At 36.9% G+C, this 19,608-nt stretch carries 17 protein-coding genes and 1 pseudogene; 15 read left to right on the top strand and 3 right to left on the bottom strand.

All coding sequences use genetic code 11. From position 1 onward, the window contains the following. Window positions 1-89: 89 nt before the first annotated feature. The 4 genes from QE450_RS09265 to QE450_RS09250 all read left to right on the top strand — a co-directional run bounded on the left by QE450_RS09265 (window position 90) and on the right by QE450_RS09250 (window position 5,493). Window positions 90-1,502: a radical SAM protein gene (locus QE450_RS09265; protein WP_204823946.1), complete on the top strand. Its 1,413-nt coding sequence runs from the start codon at window positions 90-92 to the stop codon at window positions 1,500-1,502. Between the two features lie 218 nt (window positions 1,503-1,720). After that, a complete protein-coding gene (locus QE450_RS09260; RefSeq protein ID WP_307298740.1) occupies window positions 1,721-2,455 on the top strand; it encodes a DUF7832 domain-containing protein in 735 nt (244 codons plus the stop codon). 67 nt (window positions 2,456-2,522) lie between these two features. Beyond that, window positions 2,523-3,161: an NAD(P)-dependent oxidoreductase gene (locus QE450_RS09255; RefSeq protein WP_307298739.1), complete on the top strand. Its 639-nt coding sequence runs from the start codon at window positions 2,523-2,525 to the stop codon at window positions 3,159-3,161. Window positions 3,162-3,498: 337 nt separating this feature from the next. Beyond that, a complete protein-coding gene (locus QE450_RS09250; protein ID WP_307298737.1) occupies window positions 3,499-5,493 on the top strand; it encodes a stalk domain-containing protein in 1,995 nt (664 codons plus the stop codon). A gap of 76 nt (window positions 5,494-5,569) precedes the next feature. Here the strand turns inward: QE450_RS09250 and QE450_RS09245 are convergent, their stop codons facing one another. Further along, the gene (locus QE450_RS09245) at window positions 5,570-6,046 is read right to left on the bottom strand and encodes a DUF5301 domain-containing protein (protein ID WP_307298736.1); all 477 of its coding nucleotides are present in this window, start codon (window positions 6,044-6,046) and stop codon (window positions 5,570-5,572) included. 89 nt (window positions 6,047-6,135) lie between these two features. Here QE450_RS09245 and QE450_RS09240 point away from each other — a divergent pair, with 89 nt between their 5' ends. The 5 genes from QE450_RS09240 to QE450_RS09220 all read left to right on the top strand — a co-directional run bounded on the left by QE450_RS09240 (window position 6,136) and on the right by QE450_RS09220 (window position 10,898). After that, entirely contained in the window at window positions 6,136-6,597 is a 462-nt protein-coding gene (locus QE450_RS09240; RefSeq protein ID WP_307298734.1) for a hypothetical protein, read from the top strand. A 30-nt stretch (window positions 6,598-6,627) separates the two neighbouring features. Continuing rightward, window positions 6,628-7,155, top strand: a complete 528-nt coding sequence (locus tag QE450_RS09235) for an SMI1/KNR4 family protein (RefSeq protein ID WP_307298733.1) — start codon at window positions 6,628-6,630, stop codon at window positions 7,153-7,155. Between the two features lie 93 nt (window positions 7,156-7,248). Continuing rightward, window positions 7,249-8,028 (top strand): hypothetical protein, encoded by a 780-nt coding sequence (locus QE450_RS09230; RefSeq protein ID WP_307298731.1) that lies wholly within the window; start codon window positions 7,249-7,251, stop codon window positions 8,026-8,028. A 138-nt stretch (window positions 8,029-8,166) separates the two neighbouring features. Next, on the top strand, window positions 8,167-9,930 hold the full coding sequence (gene dhaK / locus QE450_RS09225; protein WP_307298729.1) for a dihydroxyacetone kinase subunit DhaK: 1,764 nt from the start codon (window positions 8,167-8,169) through the stop codon (window positions 9,928-9,930). Window positions 9,931-10,268: 338 nt separating this feature from the next. Then, window positions 10,269-10,898 carry a flavin reductase family protein gene (locus QE450_RS09220; RefSeq protein WP_307298727.1) on the top strand — a complete coding sequence of 210 codons (630 nt, stop codon included), beginning with the start codon at window positions 10,269-10,271 and terminating at the stop codon, window positions 10,896-10,898. A 163-nt stretch (window positions 10,899-11,061) separates the two neighbouring features. Here the strand turns inward: QE450_RS09220 and QE450_RS09215 are convergent. Continuing rightward, window positions 11,062-12,777, bottom strand: a pseudogene (locus QE450_RS09215) (alpha-amylase family glycosyl hydrolase); the annotation flags it as partial. A gap of 503 nt (window positions 12,778-13,280) precedes the next feature. Here QE450_RS09215 and QE450_RS09210 point away from each other — a divergent pair. Then, window positions 13,281-13,409 (top strand): hypothetical protein, encoded by a 129-nt coding sequence (locus tag QE450_RS09210; protein WP_307298726.1) that lies wholly within the window; start codon window positions 13,281-13,283, stop codon window positions 13,407-13,409. A 120-nt stretch (window positions 13,410-13,529) separates the two neighbouring features. Next, the gene (locus QE450_RS09205; RefSeq protein ID WP_307298723.1) at window positions 13,530-14,450 is read left to right on the top strand and encodes an NAD(P)/FAD-dependent oxidoreductase; all 921 of its coding nucleotides are present in this window, start codon (window positions 13,530-13,532) and stop codon (window positions 14,448-14,450) included. A gap of 100 nt (window positions 14,451-14,550) precedes the next feature. On the opposite strand, the gene QE450_RS09200 is transcribed toward QE450_RS09205, so the two are convergent. Beyond that, window positions 14,551-15,429 (bottom strand): LysR family transcriptional regulator, encoded by an 879-nt coding sequence (locus QE450_RS09200; RefSeq protein WP_273612524.1) that lies wholly within the window; start codon window positions 15,427-15,429, stop codon window positions 14,551-14,553. 359 nt (window positions 15,430-15,788) lie between these two features. Here QE450_RS09200 and QE450_RS09195 point away from each other — a divergent pair, with 359 nt between their 5' ends. The 4 genes from QE450_RS09195 (at window position 15,789) to QE450_RS09180 (ending at window position 19,598) form a co-directional block, all read left to right on the top strand. Beyond that, window positions 15,789-17,504, top strand: a complete 1,716-nt coding sequence (locus QE450_RS09195; RefSeq protein WP_307298720.1) for an NAD-dependent malic enzyme — start codon at window positions 15,789-15,791, stop codon at window positions 17,502-17,504. 108 nt (window positions 17,505-17,612) lie between these two features. After that, window positions 17,613-18,575, top strand: a complete 963-nt coding sequence (locus QE450_RS09190) for an AEC family transporter (RefSeq protein WP_137221734.1) — start codon at window positions 17,613-17,615, stop codon at window positions 18,573-18,575. Window positions 18,576-18,753: 178 nt separating this feature from the next. Further along, window positions 18,754-19,098, top strand: coding sequence for a hypothetical protein (locus QE450_RS09185; RefSeq protein WP_307298717.1), 345 nt, complete (start codon window positions 18,754-18,756; stop codon window positions 19,096-19,098). Continuing rightward, window positions 19,095-19,598 (top strand): GNAT family N-acetyltransferase, encoded by a 504-nt coding sequence (locus QE450_RS09180; RefSeq protein ID WP_307298715.1) that lies wholly within the window; start codon window positions 19,095-19,097, stop codon window positions 19,596-19,598. The genes QE450_RS09185 and QE450_RS09180 overlap by 4 nt, the downstream gene beginning before the upstream one ends. Window positions 19,599-19,608: the final 10 nt, after the last annotated feature.

Raw genomic sequence — 19,608 nt, 5'->3', positions numbered from 1 at the left:
ATGATTACAACCAACCTATCAGACAATGCTGTATATACTTGTTACGTCAATATATTTTAGGATCTCTACCATAAAAGGAGCGATATATTATGCCTAAAAATCGACCGTATCTATATCATGAATTGACAAATAGTATCTGTACGACTTGTTACCGCAAAGTCGAAGCCAAAATTATTGAAGAAGATGGACGAATATATATGCTCAAGCGTTGTCTTGTACATGGGCCTGAAAAAGTACTTATTTCTACAGATGTAGAGTATTATCATCGCACACGAGAATTTATTAAGCCTTCAGAAATGCCTTTAGTCTGGAACACACCGATTAAGTACGGTTGTCCTTATGATTGCGGGTTATGCCCGGATCATGAGCAACATAGCTGTCTTACTTTACTAGAGATTACTGATCATTGTAATCTGCAATGCCCTATTTGCTTTGCTGAATCTTCACCTCATCGTACTTCTTATCGTTCGTTAGAACAGATTGCATTTATGTTAGATCGGATTGTAGAAAATGAAGGCGAACCGGATATCGTACAGATTAGTGGAGGAGAGCCGACAACGCATCCACAATTTTTTGAAATTTTAGATATGTGCAAAAGCCGTCCAATTCAACATATTATGCTCAATACAAATGGGATTCGGATTGCGCAAGATCGTGAGTTCACCAAGCGATTAGCTTCGTATATGCCAGGCTTTGAAATCTATTTGCAATTTGATAGCTTTGAAGCTGATGTATTGAAAGAACTACGTGGTGCTGATCTTAGGCGTATACGAGAAGATGCGATTCGTCATCTCAATAAATATAATTTGTCGACCACTCTGGTAGTGACGCTAAAAAAAGGATTAAACGATACAGAAATCGGTAAAATTATTCAATATGGACTCAAACAAAAAGCTGTTCGTGGTGTCACTATTCAACCGATTCAAGCAGCAGGACGCTTAGAAGGATATGATCCGGCGACAGATCGCTTAACCGTAAGTGAAGTCAGACAAATGATTATCGATCAATCAGAAGTATTTCAAGAAGATGATATTTTACCGGTTCCTTGTCATCCTGATTGTCTGGCAATGGGTTATGCACTCAAATTAGGACGTGAAGTGTTACCATTAACACGTATGATTGAGCCTTCAATCTTGTTAGAAGGGGATAGCAATACGATTGTATTTGAACAAGATCCGGTGATTCGTGGTAAATTATTTGAGCTATTATCGACGGGTCACTCACCGATTTCTTCGGCACTATCGCTCAAAAGTCTGTTATGCTGTCTACCTCTTGCAGCAGTACCGAAAGAAATTAACTATGATAATGTATTCCGCGTCATTATTATGCAGTTTTTAGATGCTTATAACTTTGATGTTCGGTCTGTCAAAAAATCATGTGTGCATATTGTCCATCCAGATGGGCGCATTATTCCTTTTGATACGTACAATCTATTTTATCGTGATGACAAAGAAAAGCTGTTAGAAGAACGAAAACAAGAGATTGCTACAGCTTGGGATTAATATGATTTGTAATTAGAACTATGATCATTGCTCAAAAAGGTCCGTTATATCATTGATGGGAAAACCTAGAGTTACTATGAGTGTGTATGGCACTGGTAGTGAGTCTAGGTTTTTTATTTGGAAATAGTGATAACGAAGTAGAAGAGAAGGGTGTAGATATCAAAAATAAATAAAAAAGAGTATGCTATACAAAAAGGTATTATGGAGTGAATAAGCTTATGGAATATAAAACAGAACTCGAAAATTTTCTGACTAAAAGTGGTGAGAAATCGACCCAATATATGCATTTGAGATTAGAAAGATTGTCTTATCAAAGTATTCTCTATATTGTAAAAGGGCGTATGCTTGAACGAATAAGAACAAAGAGAGAAAACATTGAACAGTATAAGGATTTTAAAGAAGCACAAGTTCGTGTAGACGAATTGATTGAACAGCTAATAAAAGAAGGATTTACAAAACAAGATACGAAAATTTTACAAGATACAGATATAAAATATGCTAATTTAAGTAGAAGAGAAAAAGCTTATGTATATGACAAAGCGAAATGGCACTATGATGGGGACTATCCCAAAACATTATTGCCTTTCCAAGCTTATATACATACTGGAATGTTTGTCACTTGGCTTATAATAAATAATCTACTGACTCAGAAAATTGTAGATCAATATCAAACAAGTATAAATCTAGTAAAGCAGGGTGAAATGAGCGGTGCACATTTTTTTGGGGAATATCTTGATGGTTCACTTAGTTCAAATGATCTATTAGAAGAAGGAAATGCATTTGCACGTCAATATCTAAATAAAGATGATAATCTATATTTAGCAGATTATATCGATTGTTTGGCAAGTTCGTTACCTAGTGAATACCATGTGCAGGATTCTTTAGAGAATTATAAGAAATTAGAACCTATGATCAACCAACGATACAGTAAATTTAAAAATTTCAACATATGAAAAATTCACAATAGTGAAACCTAAAAAATAAATACAAAATGAATACCATTCTAAAGGAGTGAGATCAATGAATATTATCATTTTTGGAGCCACAGGCAAAACAGGTCTTGAACTGGTGAAGCAGTCGTTAGAGCATGGGCATCAAGTCACTGCATTGGTACGTCATCCGGAAAAACTAACTATTAGTGATCCTAAGCTGATCATCGAAAAAGGGGACTTATCCCATTATGATGATATTGATCGAGTTATGAGAGCACATCCATATGACGCTGTTTTCTCAGCTTTAGGAGCGAAGACTCCTTTTCAAAGAGATCCTGTACTTACCGAAGCGACCAAAAACATTATCAAAGCAGCTCAAGCCAATCAGATAAGCAAATTTATTCATGTTTCCTTTATAGGTGTTCGCAAAGAATCGTCTCAATTAGGAGCACTATACAAATATATCGTCCCACTAGCGATGAAGAACTTAATCGCAGATCACCGAGAAAAAGAAGCTTTTCTCGCCAGCAGTGGGCTGGACTGGATATCAGTTCAACCTCCGATTCTAACATCAGGAGCGAAAACAGGAACTTATATCCATGAGCCACACATCAATAAAGGCACTTCCAGTAAGAAAAAGCTATCTCGTGCTAATCTAGCTGATTTTATGATTGATCAACTGCATACTTCTGTATACCATCAACAAGGTGTTTTTGTAACCGAATAATAAGTAAAAACATAATAAGTAACAACGAAAAGGATCCTATTTTGGTCCTTTTTTTGTGCCCAAAATAGCGAGGGAAGCGGCAACAAATATTTCATATTTCTATAACCATACTATCACTAAAATTAAAATTTCAACATATGAAAAATTCACAATAATAACATCAAAATCATGAAAAAAGAAAATTATAAACATCTCAACCCCTTTGTCAAATAAAATATGGCGCATGTATTTCAAACAAAATTACAAATTATTCACTGATATGCCGATATAAAGAAGGGCTTACATTAGATATAGGCTTTATACAACACATCAAATACATAGAAAAAGGGGTTATAACATGCTTGAGAAAAAAATTCCATTGGCTAAATGGGTAATATCATCAACGCTAGTAGTAGGAATATCTTTAGGAAGTAATGCACCATTGTTTTCTCCTATATTAAAGGTATCGGCAGCAGAAACTAATCATTCGAATCTTCAAATTGTAAGCGTTATTGATAAAGATCATTACTTATTATCTGATGGTTCAATGTGGGCGATGTCTATGAAAGGACCCTGGCATTCTGAATATCAATTTGAAGGGATTAGCGTAGGATCGAATCATCAATATTATGGTTGGACGACAAGTGGACAAGCTATGGGATGGGATGATATCACTCAACAAATCGAAGTGATTGCAGGAATGAATAATGTTGCTCACATCTCAGGGAATGGAATTGTATTACATAAAGATGGCAAAGTGGATATGATCGGATCAGGCAAACCAGATACTTTACCGAACAGCGTGAAGTTACTTGATGCATTTAATGATTCGTATGCCATACTCAAGCAATCTGGAGATATTTTATATTATAACAATTATCAAAATGGTCTAGGTCGTAAAATTGGATCTTATCCTGATGCTGTATCGATAAAACAAGATGAAATAGCAATAGCTGTTCTACGTAGTGATGGTAGCGTGACTTTGCTTGATCTGTTATCTGGTGATGCGCCTCAAGTCATTGCAAATGATGCAACATCTATAGAATGGCAAGGATCTAAACGTTCATTACTGGTAGTGAAAAAAGATGGATCGGTATGGTCATATAGTCGTTCTAATGGCTTTGCCCCTCAACAGATCAGCGAACTCGCCAATATTGCGAAAGTGGTCTATTCACCTAACGGAATATATGCTCAAACCAAAAATGGCGATTGGGTAGAAGATGCTAACAAAACAGTAACTCCACTTCAAGCACCATCTATTAGCGAGTTGAAATTGATTTTATCCAAAACCAACGCTTCAGTAGGAGATAAAATAAATGCACAGATTCAAGAAGTGTATTCTAACGGCTCTATAAATACTCGTCCGGCTAGTGCCAATGAATTGAGTGTAGCTCCGTCTCCTATTGCGGAAATATTAAGCGATGGTACGATCAAAGTAAAAGCGATCGGGAATGCTACGATTACTTTAACAACAGATACATTAACAGCTCAATCTCCATTAAATGGAACAACAGAAGAAGCTTTAACAGGCGCAGTAATGATCGATGGTTCAGTCTATCTACCTTTACAGACTGTATTCAAAGCGATGGGTAGTACGATTCTAGTCGATGGCAATCAATTCAAAGTTAACTGGGGAACTACTAGCATAGTATTAAATAAAAATAGTGCAGTTGCTCAAGTTAACAATCAAGCAGTGAAGATGAAAGGTAAAGTTCAAACTTCTGGAAATCAGACTGTATTTCCAGCCACCTTATTATCAAGCATTTCCAAAGACGCTAAAGTTAATTGGGATACGAAATATCAACAGGCTCTGGTACAAGTAAATGGTTCAACGATTGCGATTCAATCAGATAAAACTTTAAAGTTAATCAAACAAGAAGAGATTGGCAATTTAACAAGGCTACTTGGTAAGTCATACTGGGTAAATTATTATCATAAAGCTGGTGAGCGATTTAGCAAAGTAACGATCAAAGATATTAACGCAGAAAAAGATGCTTATAATAGAACACGATTTGTGATCCAATTTGGCGATCGTAAAGGTAAAGAATATTTATCTGACCGATTAACCGGTGCAGAGATTACAAGCTTATTATCAGATACAGAGCAATTTTTTAATTACGATATTCGCAGTAAATACAACTGGTCACAAGCAACATGGAATCGCATTATTAATGCTGAAGTTGTAGAGGGAATGACTAGCAGACAAGTATTATTATCCTGGGGAAATCCTGATAAAAAGACAGTCACTAAAGATAATGGACATACGATCGAAATCTGGTCTTATATCGGTGAAAATTATCTGAATATGCTAGGTATTGGTGACGGCGTTGTATATGAAATATTTAGTATTTAAATAAAAGAAGTATATAGTTTCGATATAAAAACAAGCCAACACATTAGACTTAATCTCGTGTTGGCTTGTTTTTTTCTTATGTATTATGGGATAGAGCTGCATACAAATGATCAATCTGTTGTATAGAATAAGGAGACTTTATTTGATAGGTTAATCCGTTATATTTATCGTTGCGTTCAAAATCATAAATACTGATATAATTGTTACTATACAAAATAAGACCGTACCGTGCCCGACTATGCTGGTTATCTCCGACTTTAAGATGAATATAATAAGAATAGGTACCTTGTAGATGGGGTGACTGGACTTTGACTAATTCCGTTGTAGATAAGTTATCCATAATCTGATGAATCTGAACAGGATCTTTGATTTTTATCTGCTTCTCACTTGATGATTTTGTAAGAGAGAGGGATACAACAGGTTCGCTAGCTGTCATTCGTTCGGTTACTAATTCTGCAAACGTATGATTACGATTAGCTACATATACAATTAAAGGGATAACGATCAGAGCTGTTACAATCGACAAGAACAAATACTTTTCCCATTTCTTCATCTGCTTCTCCTTTCTTACATAATAGCAATACCAGCTTTTTAGTCTACTATAAAATGTATTATTTTGTAAACGAAAGGATATTATTAGATATGAATACATTACAAGTTAACATACAAGAAAGTATATATATCAATCTACCTCATCCATGTATTTTGATTGATGGATTAGAACTAGATGTATGGTTAGATAGACTTTATCCTGATCAAAATTATCTTGGACTTATTCCTTTTATCTATGATTGGATCAGTACAGAGGCAGAACAACAATTAGTCCTTCAACGATATAGAGATAAGCAAGAAATAGTGATACTGCCCATACTAATGTGTCCAGACGATTGTGATCTGTGGTGTACTGTTGTTGTAGCAGAAGTGATTATACAAGAAAATGAAATTTGGTGGAATCGTATAGGTATAGACACTAGTGATATTTTATATAGTTATCATAATATTGGTGATACAGTACAATGGTTTGAAGAGATACCTACACTTCAATTTGATAAGTACAGTTATTATAATGAATTAGATCGTATTTATTTAGCTACATCATCTTAAATCTATCAACTAATAGACAAGGAGAATAGTATGGAGACTCAAGCGCAAAAATTATGGGAGCAGATTATTGCGAAAGGATCAGTCGATGATCATCAATTTGAAACTAAACTTCATTTACAGTCTGGGGCTACAGATCAAGACATCGCCGGGTTGGAAGATGCTCTTGGTGTAGTAATACCTGAACAGATTAAAGCTTTTTATCGCATACATAATGGTCAACAAGAACAGATAGAAACGACATGCTTTGTGCGAAATCTTACTTTATCTCCTATACCTGAAATCATTGAAAATTGGACTTTCTTGCAAGAAGAATTTGACCCTGAAGATTGGGAAGTAGATGCACAGCCAGGTGTCCAACCGTTAGCATGGAATTCCAAATGGATTCCGATTGCTAGTAATGGTGGAGGCGATTATTTGTGTATAGATACAGATCCGACAGAAGAGGGTACGATAGGGCAAGTGTTATATTTCTGGCATGATTGGGAATATCGTTCTGTCGAAGCTAGCGATTTTTTTAAATTCGTAGAGATCGCTCTGCAAGAGGAAGAAACCGAGTAAGCTAACAGTTCGTAATACTTTCGCCCTGTTGCCCTATCTTTATATGTGTCAGTATAAAGATAGAATTTTTTGAGAAAGTAGGGAGACAATCTAATGGTTAATCATATGACATCGATCGGATTTAACGTTTCAAATGAGCAAGAATTTGATGAAGCGATTCAACTGGCTTGTACAGAGAACAATCGAATCCAAGTAAAAGATGGTTATTATTTTGCATTGAAAGATATAAGTGGTAGTGAATTATGGGTACAGGTAAATAAGAAAAATGAATGTATAGGAATGAACCCTCATTTTAGCGGCAAATCCAATATGTATACTTTATTAAATGCATCGGTAAATCGTCCAGACAGTATTTTGGATGGAGCTTTACATGCGTGGGCAGAGCCAGAAGGAACGATAGAACAATCGGGTTTATATCCTTTTGTATTTGATCTACCGAATAGTAATCTGTATCCTGATATCGTATTACCCCAACTACTACATATACAACTGGCGGCTTTTACCCATGAGTTGAACGTTTATCAGAATGAAGAAGATTACTTTGCACAACAAGACGGAGAAGTGAAGTTTGCCGCTCAATCTTTTATTCCGACAGGTCTTTTTGGAGATAGTGAAGTGGCGCAAGCTACAGCTATGTTTACAGGCAATGTATTAGAAACAAAACGGATGAAAAATACAATAACAGGTGAATTTTTCAACTGGTCATTGATCGAAACACTAGGCGGGACGATAGATATGGTGACAGATGAACAGTTACTATTACAACCTATCGAGGTAGGGAATATTGTAAAGGGTTCTTTCTGGTTAAGCGGTACTTTGATCGATACTCCTGAACTTGCCAAAAAATCATTATTTCAGCGATTATTTAAATAATCGAATACTTTGTTTGTCATGTATGTAAAAAGCTATGCAGAGTCAGTGATCTGTATAGCTTTTTTTGAAATGTAAGGTTTAGGGTAATGATACATAAGAAGTTACACTGAACAATAGAAAGACAAGGAGGACAAATATATGAAAAAAGTAATGAACAAAGCAGAAGATATGGTACTGGAAATGGCAAAAGGAATGGTGCTGGCTCACCCTGAACTTGAGCTCATTTCAAAATATAAAGTCATTAAAAAGAAACAGCTCAATCCGCAAAAAGTATCTTTGATCAGTGGTGGAGGTAGCGGACATGAACCGGCTCATGCAGGATACATAGGGAAAGGCATGCTAGATGCAGCTGTATGCGGAGATATTTTCGCTTCTCCTTCTCAGATTCAAGTCTATCAGGCAATCAAAGCAACTGCCGGTGAAAAAGGTACTTTGATGATTATCAAAAACTATAGCGGCGATATGATGAATTTTAAAAATGCCGCTTATTTATGTGAAGAAGATGGGATCAAAGTCGATTATGTACGGGTAGAAGATGATATTGCTGTCGAAGATAGCCTGTATACAGTCGGGCGACGCGGAGTAGCGGGTACAGTTCTGGTACATAAGATTGCAGGTGCGGCGGCAGAAGAAGGACGCGATCTAGCAGGTGTCAAAGCTGTTGCAGAAAAAGCGGCTGCTAATGTACGCAGTATCGGATTTGCATTAACCTCTTGCACCGTTCCAGCCAAAGGTAGCCCGACATTTGAATTAGGTGACAATGAGATCGAGTACGGCGTAGGGATTCATGGCGAGCCAGGTATCAAGCGCGAAGAGATGGCATCAGCAGATACACTTGCTAAGCGTATGGTCGATGATCTGATGCGAGATATGAAAATAGAAGATGGACATGCAGACGAGATCGCATTACTGATCAATGGATTTGGAGGAACTCCTTTACAAGAGTTATATCTATTCAACCATGCGGTCACACGTGAATTGTCTAATCGTCGTATCCAGATCAATCGTGAATTTGTCGGTAACTACATGACCAGTATAGATATGGATGGTATTTCAGTGACGATTATGAAATTAGACGAAGAACTCAAAACATTACTTTCTCAAGAAAGTGATACCCCTGCTTTTAAAGTATCCGGTGCTGTAGCACCTGTTCATTATGAAGCGGCGGCAGTAGAAGACGTTCCAGATGAGCCGGTATCTTATCAAGTGCAGACAGATCCAGGTTATGCACAACTGCAAGGCAATACACTTACCTTGAATAATATGATCTATCTTGTAGACAAAATGAGTGAGATCATTATCGAAAATGAAGTTCCTTTCTGTGATCTGGATTCTCATGCAGGTGATGGTGACTTCGGGATGAGTATTGCTAAAGGATTCCGTGAACTCAAACATGAATGGAGTATAATTCTAGCAGAAGATGATCTGACAATCGGTCGTTTTCTAGATCACTCCTCACTGGTCATTATGGAAGCTTGCGGTGGAGCATCAGGTCCAATCTGGGGTTCAGCTTTCCGGGCGGCAGGCAAAAGTGTTGGAGATAAGAAAGAGATCACTGTAGCAGAATTTGCAGAAATGATGCAAGCTGCGGTGAAAGGGATTCAGGCGACAGGTGAACGTTCATTTGGACGTGGAGCTGTTGTCGGTGATAAAACGTTAATTGATGCCCTTGTACCTTGCGCAGATGCATGGACAGCCAGTGCGCAAGCAGGAGATGACTTGCATACGGCTCTAACAAAAGGTGCAGAAGCCGCAGTGCAAGGGGCAGAAAGCACAAAAAATATTGTGGCACGTATGGGACGAGCAGGCACCGTAGGCGAGCGTAGTATTGGCTACCCTGATGCAGGTGCACATGCACTTGGTGTTATTTTTACAGAGCTAGCTCAAAGTCTCCATTCTTAAATGTACAGTGAAGTCGCTAGTCATATGGACGAGTGGTGGATTCAGCTTTAATGTCAAAAGATATCATATAAGCATTTATGATAAAAATAGATTACATCCCATAAATACTCAAGAAATAGTCTGTGATATATATAGATTTGTTTCTTGAGTTATTTTTATAATTTGTTGTCCATTATTGATGCTATCTTACTAGATCATGTACTACATAAGGAGTAAAAGATTCGAATAAGAGCGCAATACATCGAAAGTTTTGCATAGGTACTTCTTTTATAATAAGCATATCACCTGATCTTATGTATCGTTCCTGTGATCCTCAAATTTTATAAAGGAAGTGACGCATGCACAAAATTGTCCACCCTAAAGTATTTTATTTTGGAACGCCTGTAGTTCTTATTAGTACGATAAATCCAGATGGTTCTCCTAATCTAGCACCGATGTCTTCGGCATGGTGGGTTAATCAATCTTGTATGTTAGGAATGAGCTATCAATCACAGACGGTACAGAATCTAATTAGAGAGAAAAGTTGCGTACTTAATCTTCCTTCTGCTCAGTTAGTCAACCATATTGATCGATTAGCGCTAACAACTGGAAAAGAAGACGTTCCTGTATACAAAGCTACTATGGGCTATCACTATGAACCTCATAAATTTGAATGTGCAGGGCTAACAGCTATTCCAGCAGATCTCGTCCAAGCGCCATTGGTGCAAGAGTGTCCGATTCAATTAGAAGCTAGTGTAGAACAGATTTCTCCTTTTAGTGAAACAGGTACAATTGCGGCAATAGAACTACGGATGATACGCGTGCATGTAGAAGAAAGTATTTTACTTCATCCTGATCAAGATTATATTGATCCTGAAAAGTGGCATCCATTGATTATGAATTACTGTGAATTTTTTGGACTAAGTGCCAAGTTACAACCTTCCCGATTAGCAGAACCTTTTATGGCTCAATACAATCAAAAAAGTTAATAGCATTATAGGTGTACCTGTAGCTTTCACGTATCCATAACTTTTAAAAGTAGATCCTCGTATAGACTCATATGTATAACCCCAAAGTCATCTGATAGCTTTTGCAGAAATCAGACTGCTTTGGGGTATTTTACAGAATAATCATTTTACTTGTATGAGAATGTTATTTCGTTAAAATCTTCACTTCTTTTGGAGCTAGTGTGATAGTGATCGAACCACCATTAACAGTTACAGAATCAGTCCCCATTTGATTGCGTAACACTGTACCATTGGAGAAGTTATCCAAGTTCGGAATAGTACGTGTTTGGCTTTCCCATGAGTTGTTGATTAATACAACGGCTTCGTCACCACTATTAGAACGTTGGAATCCGTAGAAATTGGTATCGACCCATTTTTCTTTTTGAGTACCATTTTGTAGCGCAGGGTGACTATTACGAATAGCGTTCAATTTCGCAATATATTTGTACAGCTCATTATTAGTATTAAATGTCATATCTTCACGATTGGCAGGATCATCTCCGCCACTAAATCCTTGTTCTGTTCCTTGATACACAATCGGAATACCACGAGAAGTCAGCATAAATCCAAGTGCCGCTTTCAATTGTGGCCATTTGTCTGATGCATTGCCAGGCTTACCAGAAGCATCATTTAAGAAACGTTTAACATCATGATTGTCTAAAAAAGTTCCATTGAAATTAGTATTTTTGTAACGATAGTCTTGGCTATAACGATCTTTGATCTGGTTCATTGAACCGTCATGTCCAAACACATTTTGAATCGTATAGTACATAGGGAAATCAAGCACTGCATCGGAATAATTAGAATAATCAGCGACATAAGCAGGATCACCGTTAAATACTTCACCGATAGTAAATGTATTAACAGCCGTATCAAAATCTTTCAAAAACCATTTCGGTACATGTTTCGCTGTATCGACACGTAGACCATCTACACCAGATTGAGCGATAATCCATTTACCCCAGTTTTTCAACTCTGTAGCCACTGCTGTATTTTCTTGCTTAAGATCATCTAGGCTAGCAACATCACCATTTTCAATACGAGATTGATTATTAGTATTGTAATCGTTTTGTGTAATATCTCCAGCATTATGATACCAATCTGGATTATCAAAAGGAGCTTTGGCTGTTCCATTGGTAGGACGGAAATCTCCAGTATGATTGACAACAACATCTAGCATGACTGCGATGTTTTTGCTATGTGCTGTTTTCACCAATTCCTGGAATTTAGCCATAGTTCCTAAATGACCATCGACGGAATAGAAATCATACGTATGATAACCATGATACGCATTTACACTTTTTTGCATCGTTACAGGAGTGATCCAGATTGCGGTAAATCCAAGATTTTTGATATAGTCGAGGTTGTTAATAATCCCCTGAAAATCTCCACCATGCCATTGCGAAGGATTACTTTTGTTAGAAGCGAAGCCACCATAATTATTGTTGGTCGTGTCTCCATCGCTGAATCGATCTGTCATAATAAAGTAAATACTACGTTTACTCCAATCTACCGGGCCAAAATTATCTGGAGTCGGTGTAGGATTGGTAGGTGTGGTTGTTCCACCGGGTGCACCTGTCGTAATCGTACCTACTGTATTGCTAGAATTAGGTGTAAACGTGGATGTACCTGGATTAAATAAGTAATTTTTGGAATTGTTATTGTCCCAAGTTCCGTTACCATTATTGAATACAGCTTCTAATTGTGTAGCTGAACCGATATTAACAGTGATTTTGGTATAACCACTAACTTCAGAATCAGCCATTTTAGTACCTGGAGCCGTAGTCCAATTGCCATCTGCTTGACGATAATGAATATAAGGCGTAGTGAACCCTTTTTTGTAATACACAGTCACTGAATTGTCTGCTGCATGACTAGTGGTATACGAACCACTGAACAGCAACGGAAATAAAAGTAATACCCCGAATAAAATTAAAATAATCTTTTTAAAATGCGGTTTACCCGATGCCAATATAACCATTCCTCCTGTACATATATTTTGTGCAAACGTTTACGCAACTTATTATAAGATAGCGCTTACAAAAAAGAAATAGGCATTTATATAAAATAATAGAAGAATATGTATTTTAAAATAATAGTATAAAATGACCTAGTAAAATGCTGGTGATCCACATTTATTCATCTGATAAAAAGCACAAAAACGATCATAACTTGACTTCTAAAATGGATTAAGTATATTATAGACAAATAAAGTCTCTAATTATCAAATAAAAGATTATATAGTTTAAAGATACGCTCTCACACGTAGTTCTATTCATTTTTTTATAATAATTAGAGATAATATAAGTCTTTAAAGTCTCTGATTATAAATAACCTTTTTATTAGAAATGAGGGGTAAACTAGATGAAGATTTTTATAACAGGTGTCACTGGTTATATTGGCAGTGCTGTGGCTGTACATGCTCGTCATCTACTAGGTTGGAACCCGCAAGGGATACCGATGCCAGCTTGGATTGCTCAATTTGTCCAATAATGTAGAATCTATACCGACTTATTCAAATAAAATCTTTACGCTTAAAATGCTAGATAGATAAGTGAACATATAACAATATAGAAATTTACCTTAAAACCAATGATAAAGGAGCTTATGAATATGGAACAATTAGTAGATGTAATTATTGTTGGCGGCGGACCTGCGGGATTGAATGCAGCTCTTGTTTTAGGAAGAGCGCGAAAAAAGGTGCTGGTGATTGATGAAGAACTTCCACGTAATCGAGTGACTAAGGAGTCGCATGGATTTTTAACCAGAGATGGAGTTACACCTGCTACATTTCGCCAGATAGCTAGAGAACAGATTAGTGTCTATTCTTCAGTACAGTTTGTAAAAGATACGGTTATCCGCGCAACCGGTCAAGATGGAGATTTCGAGATGACAACGATACAAGGCAATACATACAGAGGCAAAAAGATACTATTTGCTACTGGAATGAAAGATCGTCCTCTTGCTATTGCTGGTCTACAAGAAGTCTATGGTAAAAGCGCATTCGTCTGTCCGTATTGCGATGGTTGGGAATTGCGAGATCAGCCATTAGCTTTAATCGTCAGCGGAGCGATGGCACTGCATCTTGCCAAAACAATCTCTGGATGGACAGACCAGTTCACGATTTGTACCCATGGAACAGAGGATTGGAGTGAAGAAGAAAAAGAAGAGTTGGAACAACGTCATATCCCGATAGTAACGTCACCGATTCAGCAAATACAATCAGACGCAGGTATGGTCAAGCAGATTGTATTTGAAGATGGTACATCACTTTCGTGTACAGGAATATTTTTTGCACCTGAATTGGAAGCAGGATCAGAGGTGCCTCAGATGTTAGGATGCGAACTAGCAGATACCGGAATGGTCATTGTAGATGAGTTTGGTAAAACCAATATCGCTGGTGTCTACAGTGCAGGAGATTCGGCTTCACGTAAATATCAGGTGGTCGCTGCTGCGTCAATGGGTTCGATGGCGGCAATAAGTATAAACAGTGAGTTATTAGAGAAAGCATGGCAAAGTAAAGTGATCCGTTAAAAAAGGAATCATTAAGGAACAGTAGATGACAGTTAATATAGAGGAAAGTAAAAGAAGGGTAAGCTTGTTATATGCTTATCCTTCTTTTTTTGTTGTATCGTTACATTTTTAAATGCTTCTCGATCATCTTCATAAATTCTAAAGCCGCTACACCAAGATACTTATCCGTACGATGCATAATACCAATCTGACGGGTAGGCGGGAAATCTGCTATTTTAATCAGACGCAATGTCGGATCATTAAGAGAAGCGGATAATGAATAAGGCTGAATACATGCTGCTACATTCGATTTGACAAAGCCATACAATGAAGAAGCTGTAGAAGTCTCTATAATAATATTTAAGTTTAATCCATGTTCTTTGCAATGACGCTCGATTAATTCCCGTCCTTTGAACCCTTTAGGATAAAGTACCAACGGAATAGAAGGTAAAGCGGCAAGTGAAATCGACTCTTGATCCGCCAGCTCATGATTCTCGGAGACAACCAGAACAAATTCTTCTGTATAGAGTGGGGTTGTAACTAATCTAGGATCTGTAAATTCAATTAATGTAATACCAATATCGACTACATTATTGATAACCATCTCTGCTACCTCAATCGCAGAAGAGATTTTAAGATGAATATTAGGGAATTGATGATGAAAATCAATCAAGATCGGTGTAATTCGATAATCCAACTCTGCTGCCATTACCCCTACGACCAGATTCCCGCCTGTATATTCGCGTAATCCATTAATCTCATCGAAAGCATCTTGCAACTTTAACAAAATACTTCGTGCCTGACGTAATAAAATAAATCCTGCTTCAGTAAGAGTAATCTTTTTGCCGATCCGATCAAAAAGGAGTGTACCTACTTCTTCTTCCATCGTTCGAATTTGTATACTAAGTGTAGGTTGAGTAATCCCCAATCGCTCTGCGGCTTTGGTAAAATGTAATTCCTCACAAACGGCTACAAAATATTCAAGTTGTCTAATTTCCATAAGCATTCCTTTCTTAAATCTTATGATTAACGGTAAAATAATAGATTTATTTTTCTTTTTATCATTGTTTTTAACTATGATAAATCATTCTACCATTATTATTGATTATGTACATAATATATCATTTTTATCATAATAGACAACAATGAAAACGTATTTATGCATATATAATTTTTCTGAAAATTAATTTAAAATATGTAATAAATAATTTAATCATAGTTTTTAACAATGATTAGATTATTTATCATAGAAAATGACCTTTACAATATGTCAATATGATACTATTATTAATAAGGTAATCACTATTTAGACACAGAAAAAACACATATATGACAATATTACGAAAGAAGGAATTAAACATGAACGCATTTTATTTGGATAATGACGGCTCTATTAAAACGATTCTTAAAGGAAAAGAAATTTTAGCTAACCCTATTTTGAATAAAGGGGTTGCTTTTACAGCAGAAGAAAGAACAGATTTGGAACTGAACGGAATTTTGCCTCCTATGATCTTAACGATTGAAGAACAAGTTAATCGTGTATATGACCAGATCAGTACTGAACCGAATAACCTTCGCAAAAATACAATGTTAAACGATTTATATAATCGTAATGTTGTTTTATACTATCGTCTACTGAGCGAACACCTGAGCGAATTTCTTCCAATTGTATATACACCAACAGTAGGACAAGCAATTCAAGAATACAGTCAGCAATACCACAAACCAGGCGGTGTGTATCTTTCAATCGATAATATGGATGGGATTGAAGAAGCTTTCCGTAATACAGGCGTACAACCTGGAGATATCGACCTAATCGTAGCTACCGACTCTGAAAGTATTCTAGGAATTGGTGACTGGGGTGTAGGTGGTATTAATATCGCTATTGGTAAACTAGCAGTATATACTGCTGCTGTAGGTATTGATCCTAGTCGTGTACTTGCAGTTGTACTTGATGCCGGAACGAACAATCAGAAATTATTGAATGATCCATTATATATCGGTAATCGTCATGAAAGAGTTCGCGGTGACAAATACGATGAGTTCGTAGATCGTTATGTACAAACAGCGATGAAATTATTCCCTAACGCATTATTGCACTGGGAAGATCTTGGAAATGTGAATGCACGTAATATCATTGAAAAATACGGCGATCAAATTTTGACATTCAACGATGATATTCAAGGTACAGGCGCAGTAACACTTGCAGCTGTGATGTCCGGTCTACAAGTTAGCGGTACATCACTGAAAGATCAACGTGTACTTGTATTTGGACCGGGTGCGGCTGGAATTGGTAATGCCGATCAGATTCGAGATGCGATGATGAAAGAAGGATTGTCAGAAGAAGAAGCAGAAGATCGCTTCTGGGCATACGATTATCGTGGTCTACTTACTGAAGAAACAGAAAATGTGTTTGCTTTCCAAAAACCATATCTTCGCCAAATGTCTGAAATTGCAGATTGGGCAACAGATGAAAATGGCAAAGTAAGTCTTTTGGAAGTCGTTAAACAAGTAAAACCTACTATTATGATCGGTACTTCTGGTGTAACAGGTGCTTTTACAGAAGAGATCATTAAAGAAATGGCTAAACATGTAGAACGTCCAATGATTATGCCAATGTCTAACCCAACATCACTTGCTGAAGCTGTACCGGCTGACTTGATCAAATGGACAGATGGCAAAGCATTGATCGCTACCGGTAGCCCGTTTGAACCTATCGAATATCAAGGAACCACATTTGAATTTGGTCAATCTAACAATGCTTTTGTATTCCCCGGACTTGGTCTTGGAGCGATTGTTGCCAAAGCTAATGTATTTACCAAAGGAATGTTTACAGCGGCAGCCGATGCTGTTGCTCATGCTGTAGATTCTTCAGATCTAGGAGCTCCACTATTACCTAGAGTAAAAAATCTACAAGCAGTATCATTTAATGTTGCTGTAGCTGTTGCCAAAGCCGCTATTCAAGATGGCGTTGCACAAAATACTCCAACCGATATCGAACAAGCTGTCAAAGACGCAATGTGGCATCCCGTATATAGAACCGTTAAATCTACAGAGATGACGCCATTAAGCTAAATAACGCTTTATTACTAAATCGCATCACTCTCAGATTGTCTATCTATAGCAGATAGGCAGTCTGCCCTTTACAGGGTAGATTTGAAAATATAATGGAGGTCCTACAACATGTCAGTCGGTCATATTTTTATTATTTTAATACCTATTTTCTTTGTTATTATTCTTGGCTTTTTGGGCGGTCATTTTAAAGTATTCAATTCCGCATCGTCTAAAGGTTTAAATACATTAGTTACCAAATTTGCACTACCTGCTCACCTTTTTATCGGAATTACTACAACAAGTAAACAAACGTTAATCGATAAATGGCCTTTTTTTATCACAATGTTTTTAGGGATTATCGGGTTTTATGTAATTTTGCTGTTAATCCTAAGACTTGTGTTCAAAAAGGATTTAAATAGATCATCTATTTTCTCCTTAAATGCGACTCAACCTTCTTTCGCTTTTATGGGTATACCTGTACTTGGAAGTTTGTTTGGAGCTGCTGAAGTTGCTATTCCGATTGCGATTACAGGTATTGTTGTTAATGCGTTACTTGATCCAATCGCAACTATTGTCAGTTCTGTAGGTAAAAAAACACAAGCAGGGCAAAAAGATGGACATCCTGAAAACTTGCTCAAACTGACTGTTCATTCGATTTTACATGGTCTTAGAGAACCTTTAGCTTGTGTTCCTTTATTAGGGGTTGTGCTTACGATGTTTGGATTCCATTCTCCTGAATTGCTGCAAAGTTCACTTGATCAAATTGGTAGTATTACATCCGGTGCGGCATTATTTGCAATTGGTGTAACTATTGGTCTGAATCGTATTCAATTTAGTGCGAATGCTATCAGTATTTCGGTATTAAAAGTAGTCGGATTGCCTATTTTAACGTATGTATTAGCTTTAGCATTTGGATTATCTTCAAAAGATATTACGATGGCTGTATTGTTGGTATCTTTCCCAGGATCAGCAGTCGCCGCAATGATTGCGTCTCGCTTTGAAACGCTTGAAGTTGAAACAGCTTCTTCTTTTGTTATTAGTTCGGTATTATCCTTAATTTCTTTACCTATCTTAATCTCGATTTTATTGTAAAATGTGTTTTTTTAGATCATACATTTTAATTTTAAAATAAATTTTAAATCAAAGTCGTTCGCTGAAAGATTTCCGGTGAATGGCTTTTTGTTTTGCATATTGATAATTGAACGTTGAATTTATAGACTATTCATATGAAAATAGAACAATAACGAAATGATATTGCGAGGGAGCAAATATGAATCAACGACAAGCTCAAAAAGTCATTCCTGCTACATGGATTATGATCGAAAAACAAAATAACTCTACATCTGATTACATATTATATGCGATAGATTGGAAACGCAAAGCTAGATGGAGCTGGGAAGGTTGGTACGATTTAGCGGATCTGTTGCAATTTAATATTCCTGTCCGAAGAAAGTTAGGCAGTCCAAACTATTCTTCACAACCCTGTGCTAAAATTGCTAAAAAAGCTATAGTTCTACGTATGAATGAACAACAATATGATGGGTTTGAGACGTTGTTGTATAAACCTTTTTCCAAAAAGAAATGGAATTCTTTCCTAAAGGAGTATCGCCAATGAATTCATCGCTAAGTATTCGAAATTACGCAGATAGTGATCAAGAACAAGTAGTACAGCTTATTCTCCATATTCAGCAACAAGAATACAATATACCGATTACTAAGGAAGATCAGCCAGACCTGTTATCCATTCAATCTTTTTATCAAAAAGGGAACGGTAACTTCTGGGTGGCTTGTGATGGTGATCAAGTAGTGGGTACGATTGCTTTGTTAGATATAGGGAATCAACAGGTCGCTCTTCGCAAAATGTTTGTCCATTCTGATTATCGAGGAAAAGTGTGGAATACAGCTACATTATTGTTACAACAAGCCGTCTCGTGGGCAACCCAACAGCAATTGACGCATATATATTTAGGCACAACTCTACAATTTATAGCCGCCCATCGATTTTATGAGAAAAATAGCTTTCAAGAAATAGAAGTAACCCAACTACCTGCTTCTTTTCCAGTAATGCAAGTGGATAAAAAGTTTTATCAGTTATCCGTCACAGCGAATTCGTAATAAGAAAAAG

Source organism: Paenibacillus sp. SORGH_AS_0306, from assembly GCF_030819345.1.
In the GTDB taxonomy this organism is placed as follows: Bacteria; Bacillota; Bacilli; order Paenibacillales; family Paenibacillaceae; genus Saccharibacillus; species Saccharibacillus kyungheensis.
This window is presented reverse-complemented; position numbering and strand designations above follow the sequence as displayed.

Excerpts from the sequence above, each read along its gene's own strand:
- QE450_RS09265 (WP_204823946.1), top strand. The coding sequence starts at position 90 with ATGCCTAAAAATCGACCGTATCTATATCATGAATTGACAAATAGTATC.
- QE450_RS09260 (WP_307298740.1), top strand. The coding sequence starts at position 1,721 with ATGGAATATAAAACAGAACTCGAAAATTTTCTGACTAAAAGTGGTGAG.
- QE450_RS09255 (WP_307298739.1), top strand. The coding sequence starts at position 2,523 with ATGAATATTATCATTTTTGGAGCCACAGGCAAAACAGGTCTTGAACTG.
- QE450_RS09250 (WP_307298737.1), top strand. The coding sequence starts at position 3,499 with ATGCTTGAGAAAAAAATTCCATTGGCTAAATGGGTAATATCATCAACG.
- QE450_RS09245 (WP_307298736.1), bottom strand. The coding sequence starts at position 6,046 with ATGAAGAAATGGGAAAAGTATTTGTTCTTGTCGATTGTAACAGCTCTG.
- QE450_RS09240 (WP_307298734.1), top strand. The coding sequence starts at position 6,136 with ATGAATACATTACAAGTTAACATACAAGAAAGTATATATATCAATCTA.
- QE450_RS09235 (WP_307298733.1), top strand. The coding sequence starts at position 6,628 with ATGGAGACTCAAGCGCAAAAATTATGGGAGCAGATTATTGCGAAAGGA.
- QE450_RS09230 (WP_307298731.1), top strand. The coding sequence starts at position 7,249 with ATGGTTAATCATATGACATCGATCGGATTTAACGTTTCAAATGAGCAA.
- dhaK (WP_307298729.1), top strand. The coding sequence starts at position 8,167 with ATGAAAAAAGTAATGAACAAAGCAGAAGATATGGTACTGGAAATGGCA.
- QE450_RS09220 (WP_307298727.1), top strand. The coding sequence starts at position 10,269 with ATGCACAAAATTGTCCACCCTAAAGTATTTTATTTTGGAACGCCTGTA.
- QE450_RS09210 (WP_307298726.1), top strand. The coding sequence starts at position 13,281 with ATGAAGATTTTTATAACAGGTGTCACTGGTTATATTGGCAGTGCTGTG.
- QE450_RS09205 (WP_307298723.1), top strand. The coding sequence starts at position 13,530 with ATGGAACAATTAGTAGATGTAATTATTGTTGGCGGCGGACCTGCGGGA.
- QE450_RS09200 (WP_273612524.1), bottom strand. The coding sequence starts at position 15,429 with ATGGAAATTAGACAACTTGAATATTTTGTAGCCGTTTGTGAGGAATTA.
- QE450_RS09195 (WP_307298720.1), top strand. The coding sequence starts at position 15,789 with ATGAACGCATTTTATTTGGATAATGACGGCTCTATTAAAACGATTCTT.
- QE450_RS09190 (WP_137221734.1), top strand. The coding sequence starts at position 17,613 with ATGTCAGTCGGTCATATTTTTATTATTTTAATACCTATTTTCTTTGTT.
- QE450_RS09185 (WP_307298717.1), top strand. The coding sequence starts at position 18,754 with ATGAATCAACGACAAGCTCAAAAAGTCATTCCTGCTACATGGATTATG.
- QE450_RS09180 (WP_307298715.1), top strand. The coding sequence starts at position 19,095 with ATGAATTCATCGCTAAGTATTCGAAATTACGCAGATAGTGATCAAGAA.